26 protein-coding genes and 1 pseudogene are annotated in these 20,278 nt (G+C 70.0%); 10 read left to right on the forward strand and 17 right to left on the reverse strand.

What is annotated here, in order from left to right; translation table 11 throughout:
* The first annotated feature begins 15 nt into the window (after positions 1–15).
* Positions 16–1,107, forward strand: coding sequence for an epoxide hydrolase family protein (locus ABZX92_RS18280; protein WP_355560287.1), 1,092 nt, complete (start codon positions 16–18; stop codon positions 1,105–1,107).
* Positions 1,108–1,362: 255 nt separating this feature from the next.
* Here ABZX92_RS18280 and ABZX92_RS18285 read toward each other — a convergent pair whose 3' ends face one another.
* Genes ABZX92_RS18285 through ABZX92_RS18295 form a run of 3 tightly spaced genes read right to left on the reverse strand, consistent with a single transcriptional unit; the run spans position 1,363 to position 3,285 of the window.
* Positions 1,363–1,953, reverse strand: coding sequence for a DinB family protein (locus ABZX92_RS18285; RefSeq protein WP_355560290.1), 591 nt, complete (start codon positions 1,951–1,953; stop codon positions 1,363–1,365).
* 5 nt (positions 1,954–1,958) lie between these two features.
* The gene (locus ABZX92_RS18290; RefSeq protein ID WP_355560293.1) at positions 1,959–2,549 is read right to left on the reverse strand and encodes a DinB family protein; all 591 of its coding nucleotides are present in this window, start codon (positions 2,547–2,549) and stop codon (positions 1,959–1,961) included.
* 13 nt (positions 2,550–2,562) lie between these two features.
* Positions 2,563–3,285 (reverse strand): class I SAM-dependent methyltransferase, encoded by a 723-nt coding sequence (locus ABZX92_RS18295; protein WP_355560296.1) that lies wholly within the window; start codon positions 3,283–3,285, stop codon positions 2,563–2,565.
* A gap of 103 nt (positions 3,286–3,388) precedes the next feature.
* Here ABZX92_RS18295 and ABZX92_RS18300 point away from each other — a divergent pair, with 103 nt between their 5' ends.
* Positions 3,389–5,047, forward strand: a complete 1,659-nt coding sequence (locus ABZX92_RS18300; protein WP_355560299.1) for a M14 family metallopeptidase — start codon at positions 3,389–3,391, stop codon at positions 5,045–5,047.
* Between the two features lie 26 nt (positions 5,048–5,073).
* Here the strand turns inward: ABZX92_RS18300 and ABZX92_RS18305 are convergent, their stop codons facing one another.
* Positions 5,074–6,285, reverse strand: a complete 1,212-nt coding sequence (locus ABZX92_RS18305; protein ID WP_355560301.1) for an FAD-dependent monooxygenase — start codon at positions 6,283–6,285, stop codon at positions 5,074–5,076.
* Positions 6,286–6,370: 85 nt separating this feature from the next.
* On the opposite strand from ABZX92_RS18305, the gene ABZX92_RS18310 reads away from it, so the two are divergent.
* The 4 genes from ABZX92_RS18310 to ABZX92_RS18325 all read left to right on the forward strand — a co-directional run bounded on the left by ABZX92_RS18310 (position 6,371) and on the right by ABZX92_RS18325 (position 8,725).
* Positions 6,371–6,919, forward strand: a complete 549-nt coding sequence (locus ABZX92_RS18310) for a helix-turn-helix domain-containing protein (protein ID WP_355560304.1) — start codon at positions 6,371–6,373, stop codon at positions 6,917–6,919.
* 138 nt (positions 6,920–7,057) lie between these two features.
* On the forward strand, positions 7,058–7,372 hold the full coding sequence (locus ABZX92_RS18315; RefSeq protein WP_355560306.1) for a hypothetical protein: 315 nt from the start codon (positions 7,058–7,060) through the stop codon (positions 7,370–7,372).
* A 31-nt stretch (positions 7,373–7,403) separates the two neighbouring features.
* The gene (locus ABZX92_RS18320) at positions 7,404–7,880 is read left to right on the forward strand and encodes a hypothetical protein (protein ID WP_355560308.1); all 477 of its coding nucleotides are present in this window, start codon (positions 7,404–7,406) and stop codon (positions 7,878–7,880) included.
* 80 nt (positions 7,881–7,960) lie between these two features.
* Complete coding sequence (locus ABZX92_RS18325) at positions 7,961–8,725, forward strand: alpha/beta hydrolase (RefSeq protein WP_355560311.1); 765 nt, start codon at positions 7,961–7,963, stop codon at positions 8,723–8,725.
* Positions 8,726–8,858: 133 nt separating this feature from the next.
* On the opposite strand, the gene ABZX92_RS18330 is transcribed toward ABZX92_RS18325, so the two are convergent.
* The 6 genes from ABZX92_RS18330 to ABZX92_RS18355 form a co-directional block, all read right to left on the reverse strand.
* A complete protein-coding gene (locus ABZX92_RS18330) occupies positions 8,859–9,413 on the reverse strand; it encodes a TetR family transcriptional regulator C-terminal domain-containing protein (RefSeq protein ID WP_355560313.1) in 555 nt (184 codons plus the stop codon).
* A gap of 5 nt (positions 9,414–9,418) precedes the next feature.
* The gene (locus ABZX92_RS18335; RefSeq protein ID WP_355560316.1) at positions 9,419–10,474 is read right to left on the reverse strand and encodes an agmatine deiminase family protein; all 1,056 of its coding nucleotides are present in this window, start codon (positions 10,472–10,474) and stop codon (positions 9,419–9,421) included.
* A 118-nt stretch (positions 10,475–10,592) separates the two neighbouring features.
* Positions 10,593–11,006 (reverse strand): hypothetical protein, encoded by a 414-nt coding sequence (locus ABZX92_RS18340; protein ID WP_355560319.1) that lies wholly within the window; start codon positions 11,004–11,006, stop codon positions 10,593–10,595.
* A 43-nt stretch (positions 11,007–11,049) separates the two neighbouring features.
* Positions 11,050–11,838 (reverse strand): pentapeptide repeat-containing protein, encoded by a 789-nt coding sequence (locus tag ABZX92_RS18345; RefSeq protein WP_355560322.1) that lies wholly within the window; start codon positions 11,836–11,838, stop codon positions 11,050–11,052.
* A gap of 10 nt (positions 11,839–11,848) precedes the next feature.
* A complete protein-coding gene (locus ABZX92_RS18350; RefSeq protein WP_355560325.1) occupies positions 11,849–12,988 on the reverse strand; it encodes a hypothetical protein in 1,140 nt (379 codons plus the stop codon).
* 122 nt (positions 12,989–13,110) lie between these two features.
* On the reverse strand, positions 13,111–14,361 hold the full coding sequence (locus ABZX92_RS18355; RefSeq protein WP_355560328.1) for an ArgE/DapE family deacylase: 1,251 nt from the start codon (positions 14,359–14,361) through the stop codon (positions 13,111–13,113).
* Positions 14,362–14,466: 105 nt separating this feature from the next.
* Here ABZX92_RS18355 and ABZX92_RS18360 point away from each other — a divergent pair, with 105 nt between their 5' ends.
* A complete protein-coding gene (locus ABZX92_RS18360; RefSeq protein WP_355560331.1) occupies positions 14,467–14,904 on the forward strand; it encodes an Lrp/AsnC family transcriptional regulator in 438 nt (145 codons plus the stop codon).
* Here ABZX92_RS18360 and ABZX92_RS18365 read toward each other — a convergent pair whose 3' ends face one another.
* Together ABZX92_RS18365 and ABZX92_RS18370 are read right to left on the reverse strand one after the other, a co-directional pair.
* On the reverse strand, positions 14,905–15,657 hold the full coding sequence (locus ABZX92_RS18365; RefSeq protein ID WP_355560334.1) for a M15 family metallopeptidase: 753 nt from the start codon (positions 15,655–15,657) through the stop codon (positions 14,905–14,907).
* Between the two features lie 59 nt (positions 15,658–15,716).
* Positions 15,717–16,286, reverse strand: a complete 570-nt coding sequence (locus ABZX92_RS18370; protein ID WP_355560337.1) for a WHG domain-containing protein — start codon at positions 16,284–16,286, stop codon at positions 15,717–15,719.
* A 67-nt stretch (positions 16,287–16,353) separates the two neighbouring features.
* Between ABZX92_RS18370 and ABZX92_RS18375 the strand changes: the two genes are divergently transcribed.
* Positions 16,354–16,845, forward strand: a complete 492-nt coding sequence (locus ABZX92_RS18375; protein WP_355560340.1) for an FBP domain-containing protein — start codon at positions 16,354–16,356, stop codon at positions 16,843–16,845.
* Between the two features lie 12 nt (positions 16,846–16,857).
* Here the strand turns inward: ABZX92_RS18375 and ABZX92_RS18380 are convergent, their stop codons facing one another.
* The gene (locus ABZX92_RS18380; protein WP_355560342.1) at positions 16,858–17,034 is read right to left on the reverse strand and encodes a hypothetical protein; all 177 of its coding nucleotides are present in this window, start codon (positions 17,032–17,034) and stop codon (positions 16,858–16,860) included.
* A 155-nt stretch (positions 17,035–17,189) separates the two neighbouring features.
* On the opposite strand from ABZX92_RS18380, the gene ABZX92_RS18385 reads away from it, so the two are divergent.
* On the forward strand, positions 17,190–17,744 hold the full coding sequence (locus ABZX92_RS18385) for a sigma-70 family RNA polymerase sigma factor (RefSeq protein ID WP_355560345.1): 555 nt from the start codon (positions 17,190–17,192) through the stop codon (positions 17,742–17,744).
* Complete coding sequence (locus ABZX92_RS18390) at positions 17,741–18,148, forward strand: hypothetical protein (protein WP_355560348.1); 408 nt, start codon at positions 17,741–17,743, stop codon at positions 18,146–18,148. The genes ABZX92_RS18385 and ABZX92_RS18390 overlap by 4 nt, the downstream gene beginning before the upstream one ends.
* Here the strand turns inward: ABZX92_RS18390 and ABZX92_RS18395 are convergent.
* The 4 genes and pseudogenes from ABZX92_RS18395 to ABZX92_RS18410 all read right to left on the reverse strand — a co-directional run bounded on the left by ABZX92_RS18395 (position 18,126) and on the right by ABZX92_RS18410 (position 20,173).
* Positions 18,126–18,970 (reverse strand): annotated as a pseudogene (locus ABZX92_RS18395) (isocitrate lyase/phosphoenolpyruvate mutase family protein). The gene ABZX92_RS18390 and the pseudogene ABZX92_RS18395 sit on opposite strands and share 23 nt — an antisense overlap.
* Positions 18,874–19,323: an SRPBCC domain-containing protein gene (locus ABZX92_RS18400; RefSeq protein WP_355560351.1), complete on the reverse strand. Its 450-nt coding sequence runs from the start codon at positions 19,321–19,323 to the stop codon at positions 18,874–18,876. Before ABZX92_RS18400 ends, ABZX92_RS18395 begins: the two are co-directional and overlap by 97 nt.
* Entirely contained in the window at positions 19,320–19,673 is a 354-nt protein-coding gene (locus ABZX92_RS18405; RefSeq protein ID WP_355560354.1) for a metalloregulator ArsR/SmtB family transcription factor, read from the reverse strand. Before ABZX92_RS18405 ends, ABZX92_RS18400 begins: the two co-directional genes overlap by 4 nt.
* Complete coding sequence (locus ABZX92_RS18410; protein WP_355560357.1) at positions 19,670–20,173, reverse strand: SRPBCC domain-containing protein; 504 nt, start codon at positions 20,171–20,173, stop codon at positions 19,670–19,672. Before ABZX92_RS18410 ends, ABZX92_RS18405 begins: the two co-directional genes overlap by 4 nt.
* Positions 20,174–20,278 lie beyond the last annotated feature (105 nt).

Consider the following 20,278-nt stretch of genomic DNA (forward strand, 5'->3'; position numbering starts at 1 on the left):
CCTAGTGTTTCAGCCATGGACACATTCCGCGTCGAGATTCGCCAGACCGACCTCTCCGACCTGCGTCAACGCCTGCAGAGCGCCCGGTGGCCCGCCCAGTCCGGTGCCGGGGCCGACGGGAGCAGCTGGCGCCGCGGCGTCCCGGTGGCCGAGCTGCGCGCGCTGGCCGAGTACTGGGCCGACGGCTTCGACTGGCGCGCCGCCGAGGCCCGCCTCAACGCCTTCCCGCAGTTCGTCACGGAGATCGACGGCCAGCGAATCCACTTCATCCACGTCCGCAGCCCGCGCGCCGACGCCCTGCCGCTGCTGCTGATCCACGGCTGGCCCTCGACGTTCGCCGAGTACACCGCCGTGCTCGCCGACCTCGCGCGCGATCACCACGTGGTGGTGCCGTCCATCCCGGGCTTCGGCTTCTCCGTGCCGGTGACCGGCGCCTGGGAGGTCTCCCGCACCGCCGCCGCCTTCACGACCCTCATGGACTCGCTCGGCCACCCCCGCTACGGCATCCAGGCGGGCGACGTCGGCGCGGGCATCGCCGGCGCCATGAGCCGCCTGACCCCGGCCGTCACCGCGCTGCACATCAACGGCCCGAGCGCCCACCCGTTCGGCGGCCCGCTCCCGCTGGACAACCTGTCCGGCGTGGAGCTGGCCCGCGCCGAGCGGTTCAACGACCTGGTCGCCACCGGCCTCGGCTACCTCCAGCTGATGTCCACCAAGCCGTGGACCATCGGCGCCTCACTGACCGACTCGCCGATCGGCCTGCTCGCCTGGATCTACGAGAAGTTCCACGCCTGGTGCTCCGTCGTCGACCGCGACGCCCTGCTCACCGCCGTGTCGATCTACTGGTTCACCGGCACCGGCGCCACCTCGGCCGAGTTCATCTACGAGTCCATGAACGCCCCCGGCACCTGGGGAGCCGCCGCCGCGCCCACCGGCTTCGCCACCTTCGCCGCCGACACCGGCATCCGCTCGCTGCTGGATCCGGCCGGCGAGGCCGAGCACTGGACCGAGTACGACCGCGGCGGCCACTTCCCGGCCATCGAGGTGCCCGACCTCTACGTGTCCGACGTCCTCAAGTTCTTCTCCGGCCGCAACTCCACTCCGTAGCCCCGGCCCCCGGTGGCGGCGCGGGCACCCGGTCCGTGCCGCCGACGCGACGCTGCACCAGCTACATCCCACCCGGCTTCGCGCTTCGGCATCCCGGTCCACACCATGAACGGCTCTTTCATGGACCACCGAACCCGCGGCCCGCCCTGACCGCTCAGCCAGGCCCGGCGCCACCAACCCGCACGACGAGCCCGGCTACTCGCACCTGACCCGCAGCTGCCCGGCCACCGCCCGCACGCGACGGAAACCTCCAGGTCAGGCTCGCTCGGCAGCGTTCTTCGCCACCTGTTCCAGCCGCTCCCGATACGCCGCCCAGTCCTGCTCCGGCATGTTCGACAGCCCGTCGCGCAGCCCCGCGAGCCCGTCCAGCCCCTCGCGCAGGATGTCCGCGTGGCCGGCGTGCCGGTTCGTCTCCGCGATCATGTGCACCAGCAGCAGGTGCAGCGTCACGTACCGGCGCTCTTCGGGCCACCACGGCACCACTCCGGGCGCGTCGAGCGGCAGCTCCGAGATCACACCGTCGGCGAACTCCGCGACGCGGGCGTACAGCGCCAGGATGTCCTCGCGGGACTCGTCCGCCGTCGCGAACATGTCCGCGTTCGGGTCGCTCCCGCTCTCGATCGCGTCCATCCACGGCAGCGTCTCGGGGAACTTGCGGCCCAGGCACGCGCCGAAGTACTCCTGCTCGGTGGTGGCCACGTGCTTGACCAGGCCCAGCAGGTTCGTGCCCGTCGGCGTGAGCGGGCGCCGCGCGTCGTACTCGGACAGGCCGTCGAGCTTCCACAGCAGGACCTCGCGGGCCGTGCGCAGATAGCGGTGCAGGTCGGCTTTCGGATCTGAGGCCATGCCGTTCAGCCTTGCAGAGCCGAGGACGACGCGGCCGCGATTTCCTCCAGCCGGGTGTGGTGCTCGGCCCACCACCCGGCCGACACCGCCGGCATGTTCGTGTTGCCGTCCTGCATGCCGACCGCGCCGTCGATCAGCTCCCGCACCACGTCCGCGTGCCCGGCATGACGGTGCAGCTCGATCGACACCTGCACCAGGACCTGCCGCAACGTCACGTCCCGCTTCTCGGCCGACCACCACGTCACCACGCCCGGCGCGTCCAGCGGCAGCGCGGAGATCGTCGCGTCGGCGAACGCCCGCACCTCGCCGTAGAACTCCCGCACCGACACGCTCGACTCGTCCAGCGCCGCGTACATGTCCGCCGCCGGTGCCGCGGCCGCGGTCGACCACACCGGCGGATTCGGGAACGGCCGCCCGAACACGCGGCCGAAGTAGTTGAGCTCGACCCCGGCCGCGTGCTTCACCAGCCCCAGCAGGTTCGTGCCCGTCGGGGTCAACGGCCGCCGCGCGTCGTACTCCGACACCCCGTCGAGCTTCCACAACAACGCCGACCGCGCCGCGTCCAGATACCGCCGCAACAACTCCTTCTCATCCACAAGTAGCAGCGTCTCAGACACCCCCGACAGTTCTGAGCACCAGCAGATCCAGGTGGTCGACCACCGGCCCGGACTCCACCGCGGCAGCCTCACGCAACCGCGCCAGACCCGCCGAGAACTCCTCCGAAGACAGCGAACGCAACAACGTGTCCGCCTCCCACCGCACGCTGGAAGCCTTCTCCGCCAACGACAACGCCGTCACCTGAGGCACCGCCTCCAGTCGCTCCACCTCGAACCCGAGCCCGGACGCCACCTCGTCCACCGAAGGAAACGACGCCAGCGCCCGCACCGCCTCGGGGAAGAACCGGAACAGCCCGATCCCGTCAGGCCGCTCCCGGAACAACGACCGCAGCACCACCACCCCGCCCGGCCGCAGCACCCGCCGCAACTCCACCCCGGCAGCACCGAGATCGGACACGTGGTGCACGACGGTGGACATCCACACCACGTCCACCGACGCGTCCGGCAAGGGCACCGAGCAGGCGTCCCCGGCCAGCATCGGCAGCCCTGACGCCGCCCGCATGTCCGCCGAAGGCTCCACCGCCACCACGGACACCGCCGGGAACCACTCGGCGAACGCCCGCACGAACAACCCCGTCCCGGCCCCCAGGTCCAGCACGGACCGTCCCGGCACGAAATACGGCAAGAGCACCTCTCGCCACGACGACAGACCGTCGAGCGAAATCTCGCGGGCCACCCGGTACGAGGCGGCCTCCACAGCGTCGTAGCGCGTCATCCCACCAGGTAACCCCATACGGATGGCGGGATGACAGTGGGCCTTAACACGGACTAAACAGACGGAAGCCATGTCCCTGCGTGGTTCGAAAGGGTTGCCCTGCATGCGAAAGAGCCATCTCAGACCCCTGATCGGGGTCACCGTCGCCGCGAGCGTCGTGTTCGCCATGGGAGGCGTGCCCACCGGCGCCGCTCCCGGTGCCCAGGAGACGTCGACGAACTACCAGGTCAACAACGTGCGCACCGCCGAACAGCGCACCAAGGTCGCCCGCTCCGGCGCCGCGATCGACTCGGTCGAGGAGCACGGCATCGTCGTGATCACCGCCACCGAGCGCGAGGTCAAGAGCCTGCGAGCGCAAGGGTTCGAGGTCAGCGAGCTGCCCAAGCGGATGGAGGCGAACTCCGAGATCGGGCCGTTCGACTTCCCCGCGGCCGACTCGAACTACCACAACTACGCCGAGATGACCGCCGAGATCAACAACGTGGTCGCGGCGTACCCGAACCTGATCTCCAAGCAGGTCATCGGCAAGTCCTACGAGAACCGCGACATCATCGCGCTCAAGATCAGCGACAACGTCGGCGTCGACGAGAACGAGCCGGAGGTGCTGTTCACGCACCACCAGCACGCCCGTGAGCACCTCACGGTCGAGATGGCGCTGTACACGATCAACGAGCTGACCTCGAAGTACGCCACCGAACCGCGGGTCAAGGACCTCGTCGACACCCGCGAGATCTGGATCATCCCGGACGTCAACCCGGACGGCGGCGAGTACGACATCGCGACCGGCAGCTACCGGTCGTGGCGCAAGAACCGGCAGCCCAACGCCGGCTCCAGCAACGTCGGCACCGACCTCAACCGGAACTGGGACTACAAGTGGGGCTGCTGCGGCGGCTCGTCGGGCAGCACCGGCAGTGAGACCTACCGCGGCCCCAGCGCGGCGTCCGCACCCGAGGTCAAGGTCGTGTCCGACTTCGTGCGCGGCCGCAACGTCGGCGGCAAGCAGCAGATCACCGCGTCCATCGACTTCCACACCTACAGCCAGCTCATCCTGTGGCCGTGGGGCTGGACCTACGACGACGTCGCGCCCGGCCTGACCCAGGACCAGCGCGACACGTTCGCCACCATCGGCCAGTCCATGGCGCAGAGCAACGGCTACACGCCCGAGCAGTCCAGCGACCTCTACATCACCGACGGGTCCATCCCCGACTGGTTGTGGGGCACGCAGGGCATCTTCGCCTACACCTTCGAGATGTACCCCGGCAGCTCCGGCTCCGGCGGCGGCTTCTACCCGCCCGACGAGGTGATCCCCGCGCAGACCTCCCGCAACAAGGAGGCGGTTCTGCAGCTGCTGGAGCGCGCCGACTGCCCGTACGAGGCCATCGGCAAGGAGCAGCAGTACTGCGGTGTGACCACGCCGCCCGGCAAGTACTTCGAGAACACCACGGACTTCCAGATCGCCGACAACAGCACCATCAACTCGCCGATCACGGTGTCCGGGGTGACCGGCAACGCGCCGGCGACCCTCAAGGTCGCGGTCGACATCAAGCACACCTACCAGGGCGACCTCAAGGTCGACCTGATCGCCCCGGACGGCACCGTGTACGTCCTGCACAACCACACCGGCGGCGGCACGGACAACATCAACACCACCTACACCGTCAACGCCTCCAGCGAAGTCGCCAACGGCAACTGGCAGCTGCGGGTCAACGACAACGCCAACCAGGACACCGGTTTCCTCGACAAGTGGAGCCTGCAGTTCTGATCTGACCAGTAGTGATGAGTGAGTCGTCAGGGCGCCGGGACTCCGGCGCCCTGACGCTCGTAGTCGCGCACCACCATCGAGTCGTGCAGCCGCACGCCCTTCGAGTTCAGCTTCGCGAGCGGCCGCACCAGCCACGACGGCAGCGACGTCACCAGCTGCGCGCCCCGCGTCAACGCCCACACACCCGTCCGCGTCGACGGGATCAGCGTCTTGGCCACCCCGAGCGCGAACTTCCGGCTCGCGTGCACGATCGGCCGCATCTCGTTCTCGTAGCGCGCGAACGCCGCCTCGTAGTCCTGACCCGCGGCCAACTCGCCCGCCAGCACGTACGCGCCGACCACCGCGAGGCTCGTGCTGCCACCGATCGCCGGGCCGGGGCAGTAGGCCGCGTCCCCGACCAGCGCCACCCGCCCGCGCGACCACGTGTCCTCCCGCAGCTGCGTGATCGAGTCGAAGTAGAACGTCCGATCGCTGTCCAGGAACCCCAGCCACTCGTCGACCTCGGGGTGGAGATCGCGGAACGCCTCGCGCAGCAGTTCCTTCTGCCGGGCGACATCGCGGTGGTGGTAGTCCAGCTCCTCGGCGCTGCGGAACAGGAACACCGCCCGCGCGTCGTCCACGTGCCGGGCCCCGTACACCGCCGCGCTGCGCCCCGGCCCGATGTGCCCGGTCATCGCCCCCGGCACACCCAGCTCCCGGGGCACCGACAACACCGCGAGGTACGCGCCGGTGAACGACTTCGCGACCTCGCCGAACACCAGCCCGCGCACGTTCGAATGCAGCCCGTCCGCGCCGATCACCAGGTCGAACCGGCGCGGCTCGGCCTTCTCGAACGTCACCGCGCCGTCGTCGATCGAGGTGATGGAGTCGCCGAACACGTACTCGACGTCGGGCAGCGTCGCCTCGTAGTAGATCTCGCTCAGATCGTCGCGCATCACCTCGACGTGCCGGTCCGACGCCGCCACGTAGAGCTTCGTGACGTCCGCGGTGATCGGCTTGCGCGTCCCCTCCCGCAGGAACGTGATCCGCTCGGTCCCGGTCGCCAGCGCCTCGATGCGGTCGACCACGCCCATCCGGTCGGAGATGTCCATCGCCGGCCTGAACAGGTCGACCGCGTGCCCACCGGTCTTGCGCAGCACCGGCGACCGCTCCACCACCGTCACCTCGTGGCCGTAGCGGGTCAGCCAGTACGCCAGCACCGGACCCGCGATGCTCGCCCCTGAAACAAGAACTCGCACGTCAACCCCCTTACTTAACGGTCGGTAAGTCCGCTGCCGGCGAGCCTACACCCGTTTTTACCGACTGTTAAGTAAGATTCGGTGCGTGGCCAAGTCCGACACCAAACAGCGCATCCTGCGGACCGCCCGCGAGCTGTTCGCCACCAAAGGCGTGCAGCAGACGAGCCTGCAGGAGATCGCCGACCGCCTCGGCATCACCAAACCCGCGCTCTACTACCACTTCTCCTCACGCGAGGACCTGATCCGCAGCATCGTGACCCCGCTGCTCGACGACGGCGAACAGTTCATCGCCCGCATGGAAGCCCGCGCAGACGTGCCGCCCCTCGAACTCATCGAGGGCTTCTTCGACTTCCACCACCGCCACCGCACCGACATGCTCATGCTGCTCACCGAGCTGACCACCCTCGCCGAGCTGGGCCTGATCGACGTCGTGCTGACCTGGCGCGCCCGCCTGACCCGGCTCGTGTTCGGCTCGGAACCGACGCTGGAGCAACAAGCACGCGCGGTGCTGGCGTTCGGCGGCATGCAGGACTGCACCATGCAGTTCCCCGACGCCCCGGTCGACGAGCTTCGCACCGCCACCGTCACGGCCGCCTGCGCCGCGCTGGGCCTGAGCGTCGGACCCCGCACCTAGAATTGAAATTGGGGGAACCCGGCGGGAGTCGTGTGTGTGGTGCGTGACCATCAGCCCGTAGGCGCCGCCCGCCCCGCCTTCCACCGGAGAGGCTCCGGGCTGGCGGCCGCAGCGGTCTGACCGGCGATGAGCCGTGCCGTGCCTTTCTCGGTCACGTGGTGCCGGTCGGCTCGTCCCTGTCTTGTCGCCCGCTGCCACGCCACGGCGAACGTGGCCGATTCGCCGGCTCGGGCCCGCAGCCGATCCACCGCCGCGCCGGGCAGCCCGCGGTTGTGCGCGAGGCCGTGTGGGTGCGACGCGTCCCACCCGGACCCCGACCGCTGGATGATCGTCTGGGACGCCGAGTTCGACCAGCACACCTTCGACAGCACGCTGACCGAGCTCCTCGTCGCCGAACTCACCGGTGTGCTCGAACCGCAACTGACGGACTTCACCGTCGATTCACCGGAGTGACACCGTTCGGCCTCTCCCGATCAACGCGCACATGAGCGAGCATCACGCGGTGCCCCTCCGCCACGCCTGGGTGCTGCCACTCACACCCACAGCCGCCGTGCTGCTGATCGCGGTCGCCCTCATCCCGTTCACCGGCACCGACACCGACGAACGTCCGTGGTTGCTCGGCCTCCTGATCACCGCCGCGCTGCTCGCGGCCGCAGTGGCCACCGCGGCCGGGCGCCTCACCGGCGAGCCCGTCGCGAGGCCGCGCACGTTCGCGATCATCACCGGAATCCTCACCGCGGCAACACCTTTCGCGGTCAGCGGCATGCTCGGCGGAACCACACAAGCACTGATCGTCATCCCGTGGCTGATCTTCGGAATGGGCGCGGCCCACTGGCAGTTGCAGTTGTGCGAGGGAGCGCGATCACGCCCTCTGCACGCCGCCATAGGATTCAGCTACACCTTCGTGTTCACCGCCGTGACGCTGCTGCTCGCAGTGCTCTCGGCACGCGTCGTCGACTGACCGAGAACCGGCTCTCAAAAGCGGTCTCACACGCAGTGGACGCGAGGTAGGGTCCGGAAACCAATCACGCGGGGAGAGAAATGCGCGCCGTCGAGATCAGACCTGGGGTCCGGATCCGCTGGGTCGAAGTGCCGGGTGCCACGCCCGCCCGCGTGTACCTGCACGGCCTCGGCGCGTCATCGGCGCCCTACTACGCCGAAGCCGTCGCGCACCCGCTGCTCGCCGGCCGCCGCAGCCTGATGATGGACATGCTCGGCTTCGGCATCAGCGACCGCCCCACCGGGTTCGCCTACTCGCTCGAAGGCCACGCCGACGCGCTCGCGGTCGCGCTGGCCAAGATCGGGCTGCGGCGCAGTGAGATCATCGGCCACAGCATGGGTGGCGCCGTCGCCATCGTGCTCGCCGCGCGGCACCCCGAGATGGTGCGCTCGCTCGTCCTCGTCGACCCGCACGTCGACCCCGCCACGCCCGCCCTCGGCGCACCCGGCAGCCGGGGCATCGCCGCCTACGGTGAGGCCGACTTCCTCGCACACGGCTTCGACCGCGTGCTGCGCGACGTCGGACCGCACTGGGCCGCCACCATGCGCATGGCCGGCCGCGAAGCCCTCTACCGCAGCGCCGTCGACCTCGTCCGCGGTACGCACCCGACGATGCGGAAGCTGTTGCTGGAACTGGAGATCCCGCGCGTCTTCCTGCACCCCGAGGACGCCCCGCCCTCCGGCGCCCGCGAGCTCACCGCCGCCGGTGTCCAGGTCATCCCGGTGCCCCACGCCGGCCACAACATCATGATCGACAACGTCGAGGGCTTCGCCCGCGCGGTCGCCCAGCAGCGCCTGTCGGTCTAGACGGGTTGATTCCACGGCGTTGGCTCTGCCGGCGTCTGCAAGCACCACCAACTCTTGATCACATCGCCGCTGACCACACCCAGCCAGCCTGGAACCGGTAGTCGCCGACGCCGCGTGGCAAGCCCGGCTTGCGTCATGCAGAGCCGTGGCAGGAGAGGTGCCGCACGGCGCCGGCCAGCAGCTCGCGGGCCCGTTCCAGGGACACCGACCCGCTGTGCCAGCGCTCGCTCAACCCCTCGACCAGCGCGGTGAGCCGCTCGGCCACCGCGTCGGCGTCGAGCGCGGGATCCACCTCGCGCACCAGAGCGGCGACGTCGGAGTTCCACGCCTCGGTGGCCTCGCGCAACGGCGAGCGCAGCTCCTCGTGGAACGCCGCGCTGGCCCGCAGCTCACCCCACGCCACGCTCGTTTCCCGCACCTGAGGCAAGTCCTGCAGCTCACCCAGCAGCATCTGCTCCAGCCGCGCGCGCGGATCACCGGCCGTCGGTTCGGTGTAGAGGCGCGCACGGTGGTTGACGTGCTCCAACGCCGCCCGCAGAATCCCCGCCCGGTCCTTGAAGTGGTAGTAGATCAACGCCGTCGACACCCCGGCCTCGGCCGCGAGCTTCTCAACGCGCAACCCGCGCACCCCGTCCTGCGCGATCACGCGAACGGCCGCCTCGAGCATCTGCGTCCTGCGCTCTGACACGGGAGCTACCTCGGTTCCTGCTGCGTCGCGCAGTGGATGCCTCCGCCGCCTGACGCGATGCCGTCGATGTTGATCTGCACCACCGCACGTCCGGGGAACAACCGCGTGAGCAGCGCCAGGGCCTTCCCGTCGGCTTCCGGATCACCGAACTCCGGCCCGACCACGGCACCGTCGCACACGTAGAAGTTCACGTACCCGGCCGCGAAGTCGTCGTCCCCCACCCTCGGGTGAGCAGGCCCTGCCAGCACCTCGACCTGCAGCTTTCGCCCCTGCACGTCCGTCGCGTCGCGCAGGATCTCCAGGTGGCGGCGCGTGACGTCGTGGTCGAACGACTCGGGGTCGTTGTCCAGCCCGGCCACCACCACGCCAGGCCCGGCGAACCGCGCGTAGAAGTCGGTGTGCCCGTCGGTGATGTCCCGCCCGGCGATACCCGGCAGCCAGATCACCTTCCGGATGCCCAGCAACCGCGCCAGCTCCTCCTCGACGTCGCGCTTCGTCCAGCCCGGGTTGCGGTTGGAGTTGAGCACACAGCTCTCGGTGATGATCGCCGTGCCCTCGCCGTCGACCTCCAGCGCGCCACCTTCGAGCACCAGATCGGTCTTCACGACCTCGACCCCGGCCCGCTCGGCAACGAACCGCGCGACCTTCGCGTCCCGGCCGTGCCCCTGCTTGCCGCCCCAGCCGTTGAAGTTGAAGTCCACGGCGGCGCCGTTCACGAAGATCGGACCGGTGTCCCGCAACCACAGGTCGTCCGGCTCAGCGGTGACCAGATCGACGTTGCCGCTGGTCAGCTCACGAGCGAGGGGCAGGTCTTGAGCCCGTACGAGCATCGACACCGGCTCGAACCGGGCGATCGTGGTCGCGATCCGCGCCAGGTCGCGCTGCACCTGGGGGACCAGCTCCCGCCCCCAGATCCGCTCGGACACCGCGAACGCCATCCACGTCCGCTGGTGCGGGCGACCTTCCTCTGGCATGACCCAGGACCTGTTGTCGTCGGTGCAGCCGGCGAGCAGACCACCGGCCGCGGCCGCCGCCGACTGCACGAACGTGCGCCTCTTCATGAGGCCACGGTATCCCTGACTGAAAATTCAGTCAAACCGTTCCGGCTGGTCAGCCCGCCGGGTGGGTATGCGGATGCGAGTGCCGTGCCACTGGTCGCGGCCCCGCCAAACGGCGCGATCAGCAGCGGCGGCTCGTGGTGGCGCTCCAGCCGTCCTCGCCCAGTGACACGACGCCGACCGCGCGCGTGCACTCGTTGACCGTGGGGACGCCCTTCGACCACACCTCGCGCTGGTCGACACGGCCGATCACCTTGCCGTGGCTGAGGTTGTCGTCGGTCTTCACGTACGTCGTGACGTGGAAGAGGTCGTGCTTCGCGGCGAAGTCCGCCCACACGAACACGTAGCTCCAGTTCTTGCCGCAGCCCGCGAACTGCTTCACCGACGCCGCCGTCGTGTCGTCCGCGAACTTCACATACGCGGTGGCGCCGATCTGCTGGGCCGACGCGCAGCCGGGCGGGGTCTCGGCGTGCGCGACACCGGGCGCGAGCAAGCCGGCCACGGTGGCCGCGATGATCAGTAGTGCCTTCTTCATGATCGGCACTCTGGCAAGTGCCGCTGACACCGCCCTGACACCATCAGCGGCGCTTGGCGGAGCTCACGTCCCAGTGCGACGGCCGCGTCAACGTCGAGGGCAGCTTCGTCCGTGCGTTCCCGCGCGCGGCGTTGACCTGCGGCTGCGTCAGGAACAGGCACGTGCTCAGCTCCGCACCCGACAGGTCCGCGCCGCGCAGGTCGGCACCGATCATGTCCGCGCGCGAGAGGTCCGCGTTCGTCAGATCCGCACCGATGAGGTACGCGCCGCGGAAGTCCGCGCTGGTCAGGTTCTTGTTCCGCAGCCGCGCGCCGATCAGGTCCGCGCCCCGGTAGGACTTCGCGCTCGACCGCAGCCGCTCACTGGTCCGCAGCAGCAGGACGTTGACCTTCGCCCGGATCTCCGCCACGTCGAACTGCAGGATCTCGTCCGGCTCGGCGACCGTGTGCCGTTCGACCTCGGCGTAGGCGTCGTCGAGGTCCTCGTGCGGGTCGAGGCGGCGAGCCTCGGCGAGGTACCAGAGCAGCTCGTGCAGCTGCCGCACCACCGGGAACACCGCGAACATCTGCTGCCGCCCGCCGGCGCGCCAGTCGTTGCCGCGGAACACCGTCTGCGACACCCGCTGCCCCGCACCGAAGCAGTCGTAGACCGTGCAGCCGGGATAACCCTTCTGCCGCAACGAGTCGTGGATCCCGCACCGGTGGTCGGCCAGCAGGTTGCGGCACGGCGTCCCGGCGTCCTTGGTGGCCGCGAAGTCCGCCGACTTGGCGAACGGCAGCGCGACGCAGCACAACCCGAAACAGTTGGCGCAGTCGCCTTTCAGCTCGTCCATCGCGATCAGCCTACTTCGCCGCCCCCGCCCGCAACGCACGCAGCTCCGCCGTCACCTCGTCCAGCTGCCGCTCCGCCCGCTCGGCCCTGGTCAACGTCTGCGCCCGCGCGTCCTCCACGGCGCTCATCGTCTGCCTCACCGCGGCGATCTGGTCAACGCCTTCCTGCCTGACCTGGGCCAGCCGCGCTTCGAACTCCGCACGGGTCCGCTCCAGCTCCGCGCGGGCGTCCGTGGCGGTCTGCTCAGCCCGTTCCGCCCGCACCACGGCCACGTCCCGAGCCTTCGCCGCCCGGCTCACGGTGTCCGCCGCGTCGGAACGTACCTGCTCAGCGGCCCGCAAAGCGGTCTCGGCCTCCTTCTTCGCACGCTCGACCTGGGCCTGCGCGTCCACACGGGCGTGCTCGATCTGGGCAGCGGCAGCGGCGTTGGCCTGCTCGATCTCCTTCGCCGCCTGCCGACGCGCCTGCTCGGCGTGCTTCACCGCATCCGTCCGAGCCTGCTCCGCCGCCTCCAGGGCAGCCCGCACCTTGGCGTCCGCCTCGGCCCGGATCTCCTCGATCACCGCCGCCGCCTGCACCCGGACCTCGGCGATCTCCGCCTCAGCCCGCTCACCAGCAGCCCGCGCCGCCTCCCGAGCCTCGTCCCGCGCGGTCAGCGCCGTGTCCGCGGCGTCGTCGGCTTCCTCCGCCGCCCGCACGGCCTGCTCGGTCGTCTCCTCAGCCGCCTTCCGAGCCTGCTCCGCCTCGTGGCGCCGCCGCTCAGCGGACGCGACCGCCGCCTGAGCCTCCGCGACCTGCCGTGCGGCCTCCGCCTCAGCGGCCTGGACCAGGCTTTCCGCGACGCTCGGATCCGCCATCGCGTTCAGCTCGCCGACGGCCCGCCCCAGCGTCTGCGTCATCTGCTCCGAGAGCACCCGGAAGCGGTCGAGGAGCTCTTCGGCCCTGATCTTGGCGGTACCCGAGACCCTGGGGAGATTCGTCACGGTGACGACCTTCAAGTTCTGATCGGGGGTCTCCGCCAGCCGCTGCCGCTCCCTCCATGCCCGCCAGCGCGTGTGCTCGGGCAGGTCGCAGTACTCCGAGGGCCTGCCGGGCCCGCCACCTCGAAAAACGGGGCGCTCACAGCCGGGGAAGTTGCAGCTCGTCTCCACGCGGATATCGTAGCAGAATTACGTGTGCAATTACGTTATCCAACGCAACGCTACCCAATTAGGTGCGCAAAGTCTGACCGCCGATAAGTGAACGTTATCGGCGGTCAGACCCGGACTCGGAATCAGGCGACGGCGCGCAGGGTGGCGAGCACCAGGGCTCGGGTGACGGTGACGATCTCGCTGACGGAAACCTGCTCCCGGGGACCGTGGGCGAGGCGGACATCGCCGGGCCCGTACTGCAGCGTCGGAATACCCGCCCCCGCGTACAGCCTCAGATCACTGCCGTACGGCGCCCCGCGCTCGGCCGGACGCGCGGCACCCGTGACGCAGGCATGCGCATCGCCGACGAGCTGGGTGAGCGGATGTCCTGCCGCCAGACGACCACTCGCGAACTGGCCACCGGGCCACGTCACGACAGCGGGGTGGTCACGCAGCCACGGGTCCTTCGCACAAGCCTCCGCCACGCGCTCCTCCAGCTCGGCGCGAGCAGCGGCCGGGTCCTCGCCGAGCCGCACGCCCAGCCGCCCCTCGGCCACCAGCAGGTCGGGCACGCTGCTGGCCCAGTCACCGGCCCGGACCGTGCCGACTGACAGCGGGTACGGGATCGGGTACTCGGACATGAGCGGATCGGCACCCACGTTGCGACCGGCTTCGAGATCGGCGAGCGCGTGGTGGATCGGCAGGTAGGCGTCGATCGCGCTCACCCCGGCATATCGGGTGCTTCCGTGCGTGGCACGACCGGGCACCTCGATGCGGAACGTCAGCGCCCCGGCGTTCGCGACCATCAGCGCGCCGCTGGTCGGTTCGGTGATGATGCAGGCGTCGCCGGTGTGGCCGCGTTCGAGCGTGCCGAACGCCCCGAGCCCGCCGTCCTCCTCGCTGACCACGAAGTGCGCCGACACCTGGCCACGCAACGGCACCTGAGCGGCCCGGATCGCGGTGAGCGCGGCCAGGATCGCCACCACGCCGGCCTTCATGTCGCAGGCGCCCCGGCCGTGCACCACGTCGCCGGCCACGCGCGGGCGGAACGGGTCGCCCTCCCACTGCGCGAGGTCGCCGGGCGGCACCACGTCGACGTGTCCCTGCAGGATCAGCGTCGGTCCGTCGCCGGGCTTCGTGGTGCCCACCAAGCCCCACGCCTCGGTGCGCGGTGCCTCGCCACCGGGAAAGCGTTCGTGCCGCCGCAGTTCCGGCAGGTTCATCGACCACAGGTCGACGTCGAGATCCAGCCGCTGCAGGTGCCGGGCCAGCACGTGCTGCAGCTCCGACTCCGCCGCACTGCCCGTCACGCTCGGCACCTCGAGCAGCTCCAGCAACAGCCGCCCGATCGCCGCCTCGTCCACCGCGGCCAGCGCCGCGTCGCTCGTCGTCACAAGCCGTGAGCGTAGGTTCGGCCCAACGCTGCAAACAATTGTCATTTCCGGCGACCTGGCCGGGCTTTTTTGCAGAATTTCGATCACAGTGGCAGTTTTTTGCGCATGGACACCATCGACGAGGCGATCATCCAGTGCGTGCTGCGCAACGCCCGCGCCACGTACGCCGAGATCGGCAAGGCGGCGGGCCTGTCCCCGTCGGCCGCGAAGAGACGCCTGGACCGCCTGGTCGCCACCGGTGCCATCCGCGGCTTCACCGCGATCGTCGACCCGCAGGCCCTCGCCTGGCACACCGAGGCGTTCGTGGAGGTCTACTGCGCCGGCAACCCCACCCCGGCCGACCTGCGCCAGGCCCTGGACGACATTCCCGAGGTCATCGACGCCTGCACGGTCTCCGGCGCCGCAGACGCGATGATCTACATGCTCGCCAAGGACATCCCGCACCTGGAGCTGGCCATCCAGCGAGTGCGTGCCACGAAACCCGTCGAACGGACCGAGAGCGCGATCGTGCTGTCCAGGCTGCTGAGCCGGCCGCGCCTGTGATCAGCCGAGCCGGCGTGACACCGGGAAGTTGAAGTAGGTGTCCGGGTACGGCTCGCCGTTCAGCGTGAAGTGCCACCACTCCTCGGGCAGGTTCCGGAACCCGGCCGCGACCATCGCCGACTTCAGCAGCTGCCGGTTCTCCCGCGCCTTCCCGGTGATCCGCGGGTCGTCGGTGTGCGAGAGCGTGTCGAAGCAGTCGTACCCGGTGCCCATCTCGACCGTGTTGTCCGGGAAGCGGTTCGGCGCGTAGCAGTTCACGAGCTTCTCCCCCGGCACGTACGGCCGTTGGTACCGCGCGGGCAGCTTCACGATCGTGAGGTCGAGCGTCGACCCGCGGCTGTGCCCGGACTTCTCCGCGATGTAGCCGTCCTCGAACAACCGCGTCTTGTCGACCTGCGGGTAGAACTCCGGCTTCATCTTCTGGTCGGCCAGGTCGCGCGCCCACCGCACGAAGTGGTCGACCGCGCGCTGCGGCCGGTAGCAGTCGTAGACCTTGAGCGAGTAGCCCTGCGCGAGCATCTCCCGCTGCACCGACCGCAACGCCAGCGCGGCGGGCCTGGTCAGGATGCACAGCGGCTGGCGGTAGCCGTCGATGCGGGTGCCCACGAAGTTGTGGGCCGTGTAGTAGCGGATGTCGTGCAGGATCGTCGGGTCGACGTCGCGCAGCACCACGAACCCGGTGGTGGCCTGGGCGGGCATCGCGAACGACACGGTCAGCAGCACGGAGAGCAGCAGGGCGCGCATGGCGTTCATCCAAGCAGCTCGCGGGCCAGCGACTAAGGGCTTGGACCGGTCATCGGAACGGCCCTGGGCTAGGCGTTCGGCCAGGCACGCAGGAGGGAGTCGAGCGCGTCGAGGGCACGGGTCCACGACGCCTCGACCCCGCGCGGATGACTGTGGAACGCCCCCGCGCGCTCCAACGACACGTAGCCGTGGAACGTGCTGTGCAGCAGGCGAACCGCGTCAGTCTGGTCCGGCTCCCACAGGTCGTAGCCGCGCAGGATCGCCCGCGTCATCTCGGCATGCTTGCTCGCCGCGCTCAACGCAGCCGTGTCCGGGTCGAGCACCATCTGCGCCGCCGCGTACCGGCCGGGGTGCTCGTGCGCGTACGAGCGGTAGGCCTGCGCGAACGCCACCAGCGCGTCCTTGCCCGAACGGCCGGCCAGTGCGTCCGACACCCGGTCCGCCATCTCGGCCAGTGCGAGCACCGCGAGCCGCACGCGCAGGTCGTGGGCGTTGCGGATGTGCGAGTAGAGCGACGCGTCCTTCACGCCGAAGTGCCGGGCGAGCGCGGACACCGTCACGTTCTCGAAGCCGACCTCGTCCGCCAGCTCCGCGGCTGCCTGCGTGAGGCGTTCGGCGGTGAGCCCCGCGCGTGCCATCCGTCACCCTTCCTAGAGCCCTTAATAATTTGCCTAGGACCTCTAGGTAAGCCTAGCGTCCCCGGTCATGAAGCCGCTGACCGAACCCGACATCCGCGCGTCCTTCGTCAATTCCACCAAGGGCGAGGCGAAGCGCATGCACGTGCCCAGGGATCTGGCCGAACGCCGGTGGGACGACCTGGACTTCCTGGGATGGCGCGACCCGGCCGCCCCCGACCGCGGCTACCTGGTGATCGAGCTGGACGGACGGCTCGTCGGCGTCGCGCTGCGCAGGGCCTCGCAGTCCGGGCAGGCGCGCAAGACCATGTGCGCGTGGTGCCTGACCACGCACTCCGGTGACGGGGTGTCGTTGATGACCGCGCGCAAGGCGGGGAAGTCCGGGCAACTGGGCAACTCGGTCGGCGTCTACGTCTGCGCCGACCTGGAGTGCTCGCTGTACCTGCGCGGGAAGAAGAGCGCGGGCCCGGGATCGCGGTTCAAGGAGTCGATCACGCTCGACGAACAGGTCGACCGGCTGGTCAACGGCGTCAGCGCGTTCCTCGAGCGGGTGAACTCGTAGAGGTCGGCGTCGTCAGAGTTCCAGCACGAGCTCGGCCGTGCAGGCACGAGCGCAGGGCCAGGGATCTCCGCACTCGGTGCAGCCGGTCGCGGCGGGCAGGTGCGTGTCGAGCACGTGCACCGCGCGGCTGCGGTAATGCTCCAGGTCAGACTCCCAGTTGTGGTGGGAGGACGCGGTCGCACTGGTCATTTTCATCAGTCCTCGGGTTGAGCTGCTGGACATCAGCATGCACCCGAGACGCCGGTTTGTGACGCGCATTACGCGAAACAAGACCGTGTCCGTCCAAATTCAGACAAGTGGGTGGAGATGCGGATCTGGACAGGCGCGCGCGGCATCATGTCCACATGGACATTCCGGCGCTGGTGGCCGCGGCCGCGCGTGGTGACCAGAGCGCGTGGGACGCCCTGGTCAGACAGTTCAGCGGGCTGCTGTGGTCGATCGCCCGCGCCTACCGCCTGAGCGACGCCGACGCGGCCGACGCCGTCCAGTGCACCTGGATCAAGCTCGTCGAGCACCTCGACCGCATCACCGAACCGGAACGCCTCGCCGGCTGGCTCTCCACCACCGCGCGGCACGAGTGCCTGCAGCTCATCCGCAGGTCGGGCCGCCTGCCGGAACCCGCGGAGGAGATCGACGACTCCCCCGACCCCGCCCCGGCCGTCGACCACGCGCTGCTCGTGGGCGAACGCAACGCGGCGCTGTGGCGGGTCTTCGAGCAGCTGCCGGACCGGTGCCGACGGTTGCTGCGCGTGCTGATGGCCTCGCCGCCGCCCGCGTACGCCGACGTCGCGCTCGCCCTGGACATGCCGGTCGGCAGCATCGGCCCGATCCGGCAACGCTGCCTGGGCAGGCTGAAAGTGCTGTTCAGCGGCCACTCACTGCTGGAGGACCGGTCATGAACGACGACGACTTCCTCGACGTCCTCAGGGCCACCGCCGAGGAGTTCGACCCGGTCCCGGCGGGAGTGCTGCGCGATGCGAGCGCCGCACTCGCGTTGCGGACCCTCGACGCCGAACTCGCGGAGCTCGTCGAGTCGGAGGCTCTGGTGCGCGGCGACGGTCCGCTCACGCTCGCTTTCGAGTCCGAGCGCGTCACGGTCAGCCTGGAGATCAACGGCTCCACGGTCCGCGGGTTCGTCTCCGGTGCCGAGGGCGAGGCGGTGGTGGAGACGCCGCGGTCACGCCGTGCGGTGCCCATCGACGACGGCTGGTTCACTGCGACGGAGGTGCCGCCCGGCTTGGTGCGCATCCGGGTCACGGCGGCGGACGGCACCCTCGTCGTCACGCGGTGGGTGCGTCCCTGAGCCGCTGCACATCGGCCCGCAGCTGGTCGAGCGCACTGCGGTAGAGCTGCGGCCCCACGGACACGCGGGCCACACCGGCCGCGCGCAGTGCCTCCAGCGACCCGCCCTGCAACGGCAGCCCGGCGTTCACGGGGGCGCCGACGCCGACCACCGCCCGCAGCTCCTCCGGCCCGGCACCCGGCACGAACACGCAGTCTGCACCCGCCGACCAGTACGCCTTTGCCGGTCGAGGGCGTCGGCCAGCCGGTCGTCTCCGCGGTGCGGCGAGGACGGGAAGAACGAGTCGATCCGGGCGTTGATCACCAGCGGCACCCCGGCCCGCTCCGCCGCCGCCCGCATCTCCGCGAGGTACGCGGCACGCACGTCCGCGTCGACCAGGCCGCCGTTCACGTGGTCGGTGTCCTCGACGTTGCAGCCGGCCGCTCCGATCCCGGCGAGCAACTCCACCAGCTCACCCGGCGCGAGCCCGTAGCCGGCCTCGGCGTCGACCGTGACCGGGACGTCGACCGACGCCACGATGCGTCCGGCGATGAACATCATCTCGTCCCGCGGGGCGCGTTCGCCGTCCTCGTAGCCGAGCATTGCCGCGATGGCGTTGCTCGCCGTCGCGACCACCGGGAACCCCGCGCCGACGACCACGTGGGCGCTGCCGGCGTCCCAGACGTTCGGCAGCAGCAGCGGGTCGCCGGGGACGTGCAGTGAGCGGAGCAGCTCCGCCTTGCCGGTCACCACGGGTCGGGCAGGCCGTGCCCTGCGGTGATCAGGCTGCGCAGACTGCCGTTGACGTAGTGCTGCCAGCCCGCCGAGCACGCGCCGAAGCACTCGACGTCCGGCACCAGGCCGACGTGGGTGAACCGCAGCTCGGTGCCGCCGGACGCGGGAACCACGTCGAACACGATCTCGCTGCCGGTCCACTCACCCGGCTCCGAGACGAACGACAGGTGGCTGTCGGTGACCTGCCAGACCACGCGGCGGCCCGGATCGAGCTCGGCCACGCGCTGACGGCTGTAGTGCTGCGGAGGGTGCCGGTAGGTGAACTCGGCGCCCACCTCGTCGGCCAGCCCTTCGACCTCGCCCGTCCACCACGCGCGGACGTCCAGGACGGCGGCGTAGACCTCGTCCGGCGACTGCTCGACGGTGTAGGAGGTCGAGTAACCCCGATCGGTTCGTGTCATGAGTGGTCAGATCCCGTCTCTCGCTCCGCTTTGCCGCGCTGAATCCGTTCGGCGATGCGCTTGATCCGCTGCAGCCGGGCGTCCCAGGTCGCGCCGACGGCCGACAGCTGGGCGACCGCACGGGCGAGCTGCGCCTCGTCCACCTCGTAACGGCGCTCGCGCCCCGCCGGCGTCACGTGCACCAGGCCCGCGCGGTCCAGCACCCCGAGGTGCTTGGCGACCGCCTGCCGCGTGACCGGAAGGTGCTCGCTGAGCGTGGTCGCCGTCCCGCCGCCCTCGGCGAGCAGCAGGTCGAGCATCCGCCTCCGGGTCGGATCACCGACCGCGGACCACAGGTCGTCGTCGATCACGGCCGTGCGACCAGCTTCTCGGCGTAGGCGACCAGGAGCGGGAGGAAGTGGTCCCAGCCCTGGGCGTGATCGCGGTAGGCCTGCTCCAGCACGGCGGCTTCCCAGCCGCGCTCGCGGAAACCGGTCTCCTTGAAGCGCAACAGCGAGCCGTCGCCGGACGCGACGATGTCGATCGTGACGAGCAGGGAGTTGCCCGACGCCGCCTGTTCCCCCTGCTCGGTCACCCAGAGGAAGGCGAATCGACGGGGCGGGTCCGCCTCCACGACGGTGAGCTGCTCGACCTTCGCCTCCGGTGAGGCGGGATCGCCGAACGTGATCGTGAGGGGGCCGCCGGGCACCGGGTCGAGCTCGGCGTGGTCGGACCACCACTCGCGCAGGTGCTCTGGCGAGCTGACCACCTCGTAGACCACCTCGGGGGTGGCGTCGATCCGCAGTTCCCGCTCAATGCTTCCGTACTCCACGGAGTCCTCCAGACTGATGTGCAACCAACGGTTGCGCATCAACCTAACCGGGCCGCCGCGCTAGCGCAACCTTTGGTTGCATGAGACCTGGAACGATCTGTATTTGCGGGTGATGTGCCCCCTCCTCCCCTGGTACAAGGGGAT

This window comes from Lentzea sp. NPDC006480, assembly GCF_040611995.1.
Classification (GTDB): Bacteria; Actinomycetota; Actinomycetes; order Mycobacteriales; family Pseudonocardiaceae; genus Lentzea.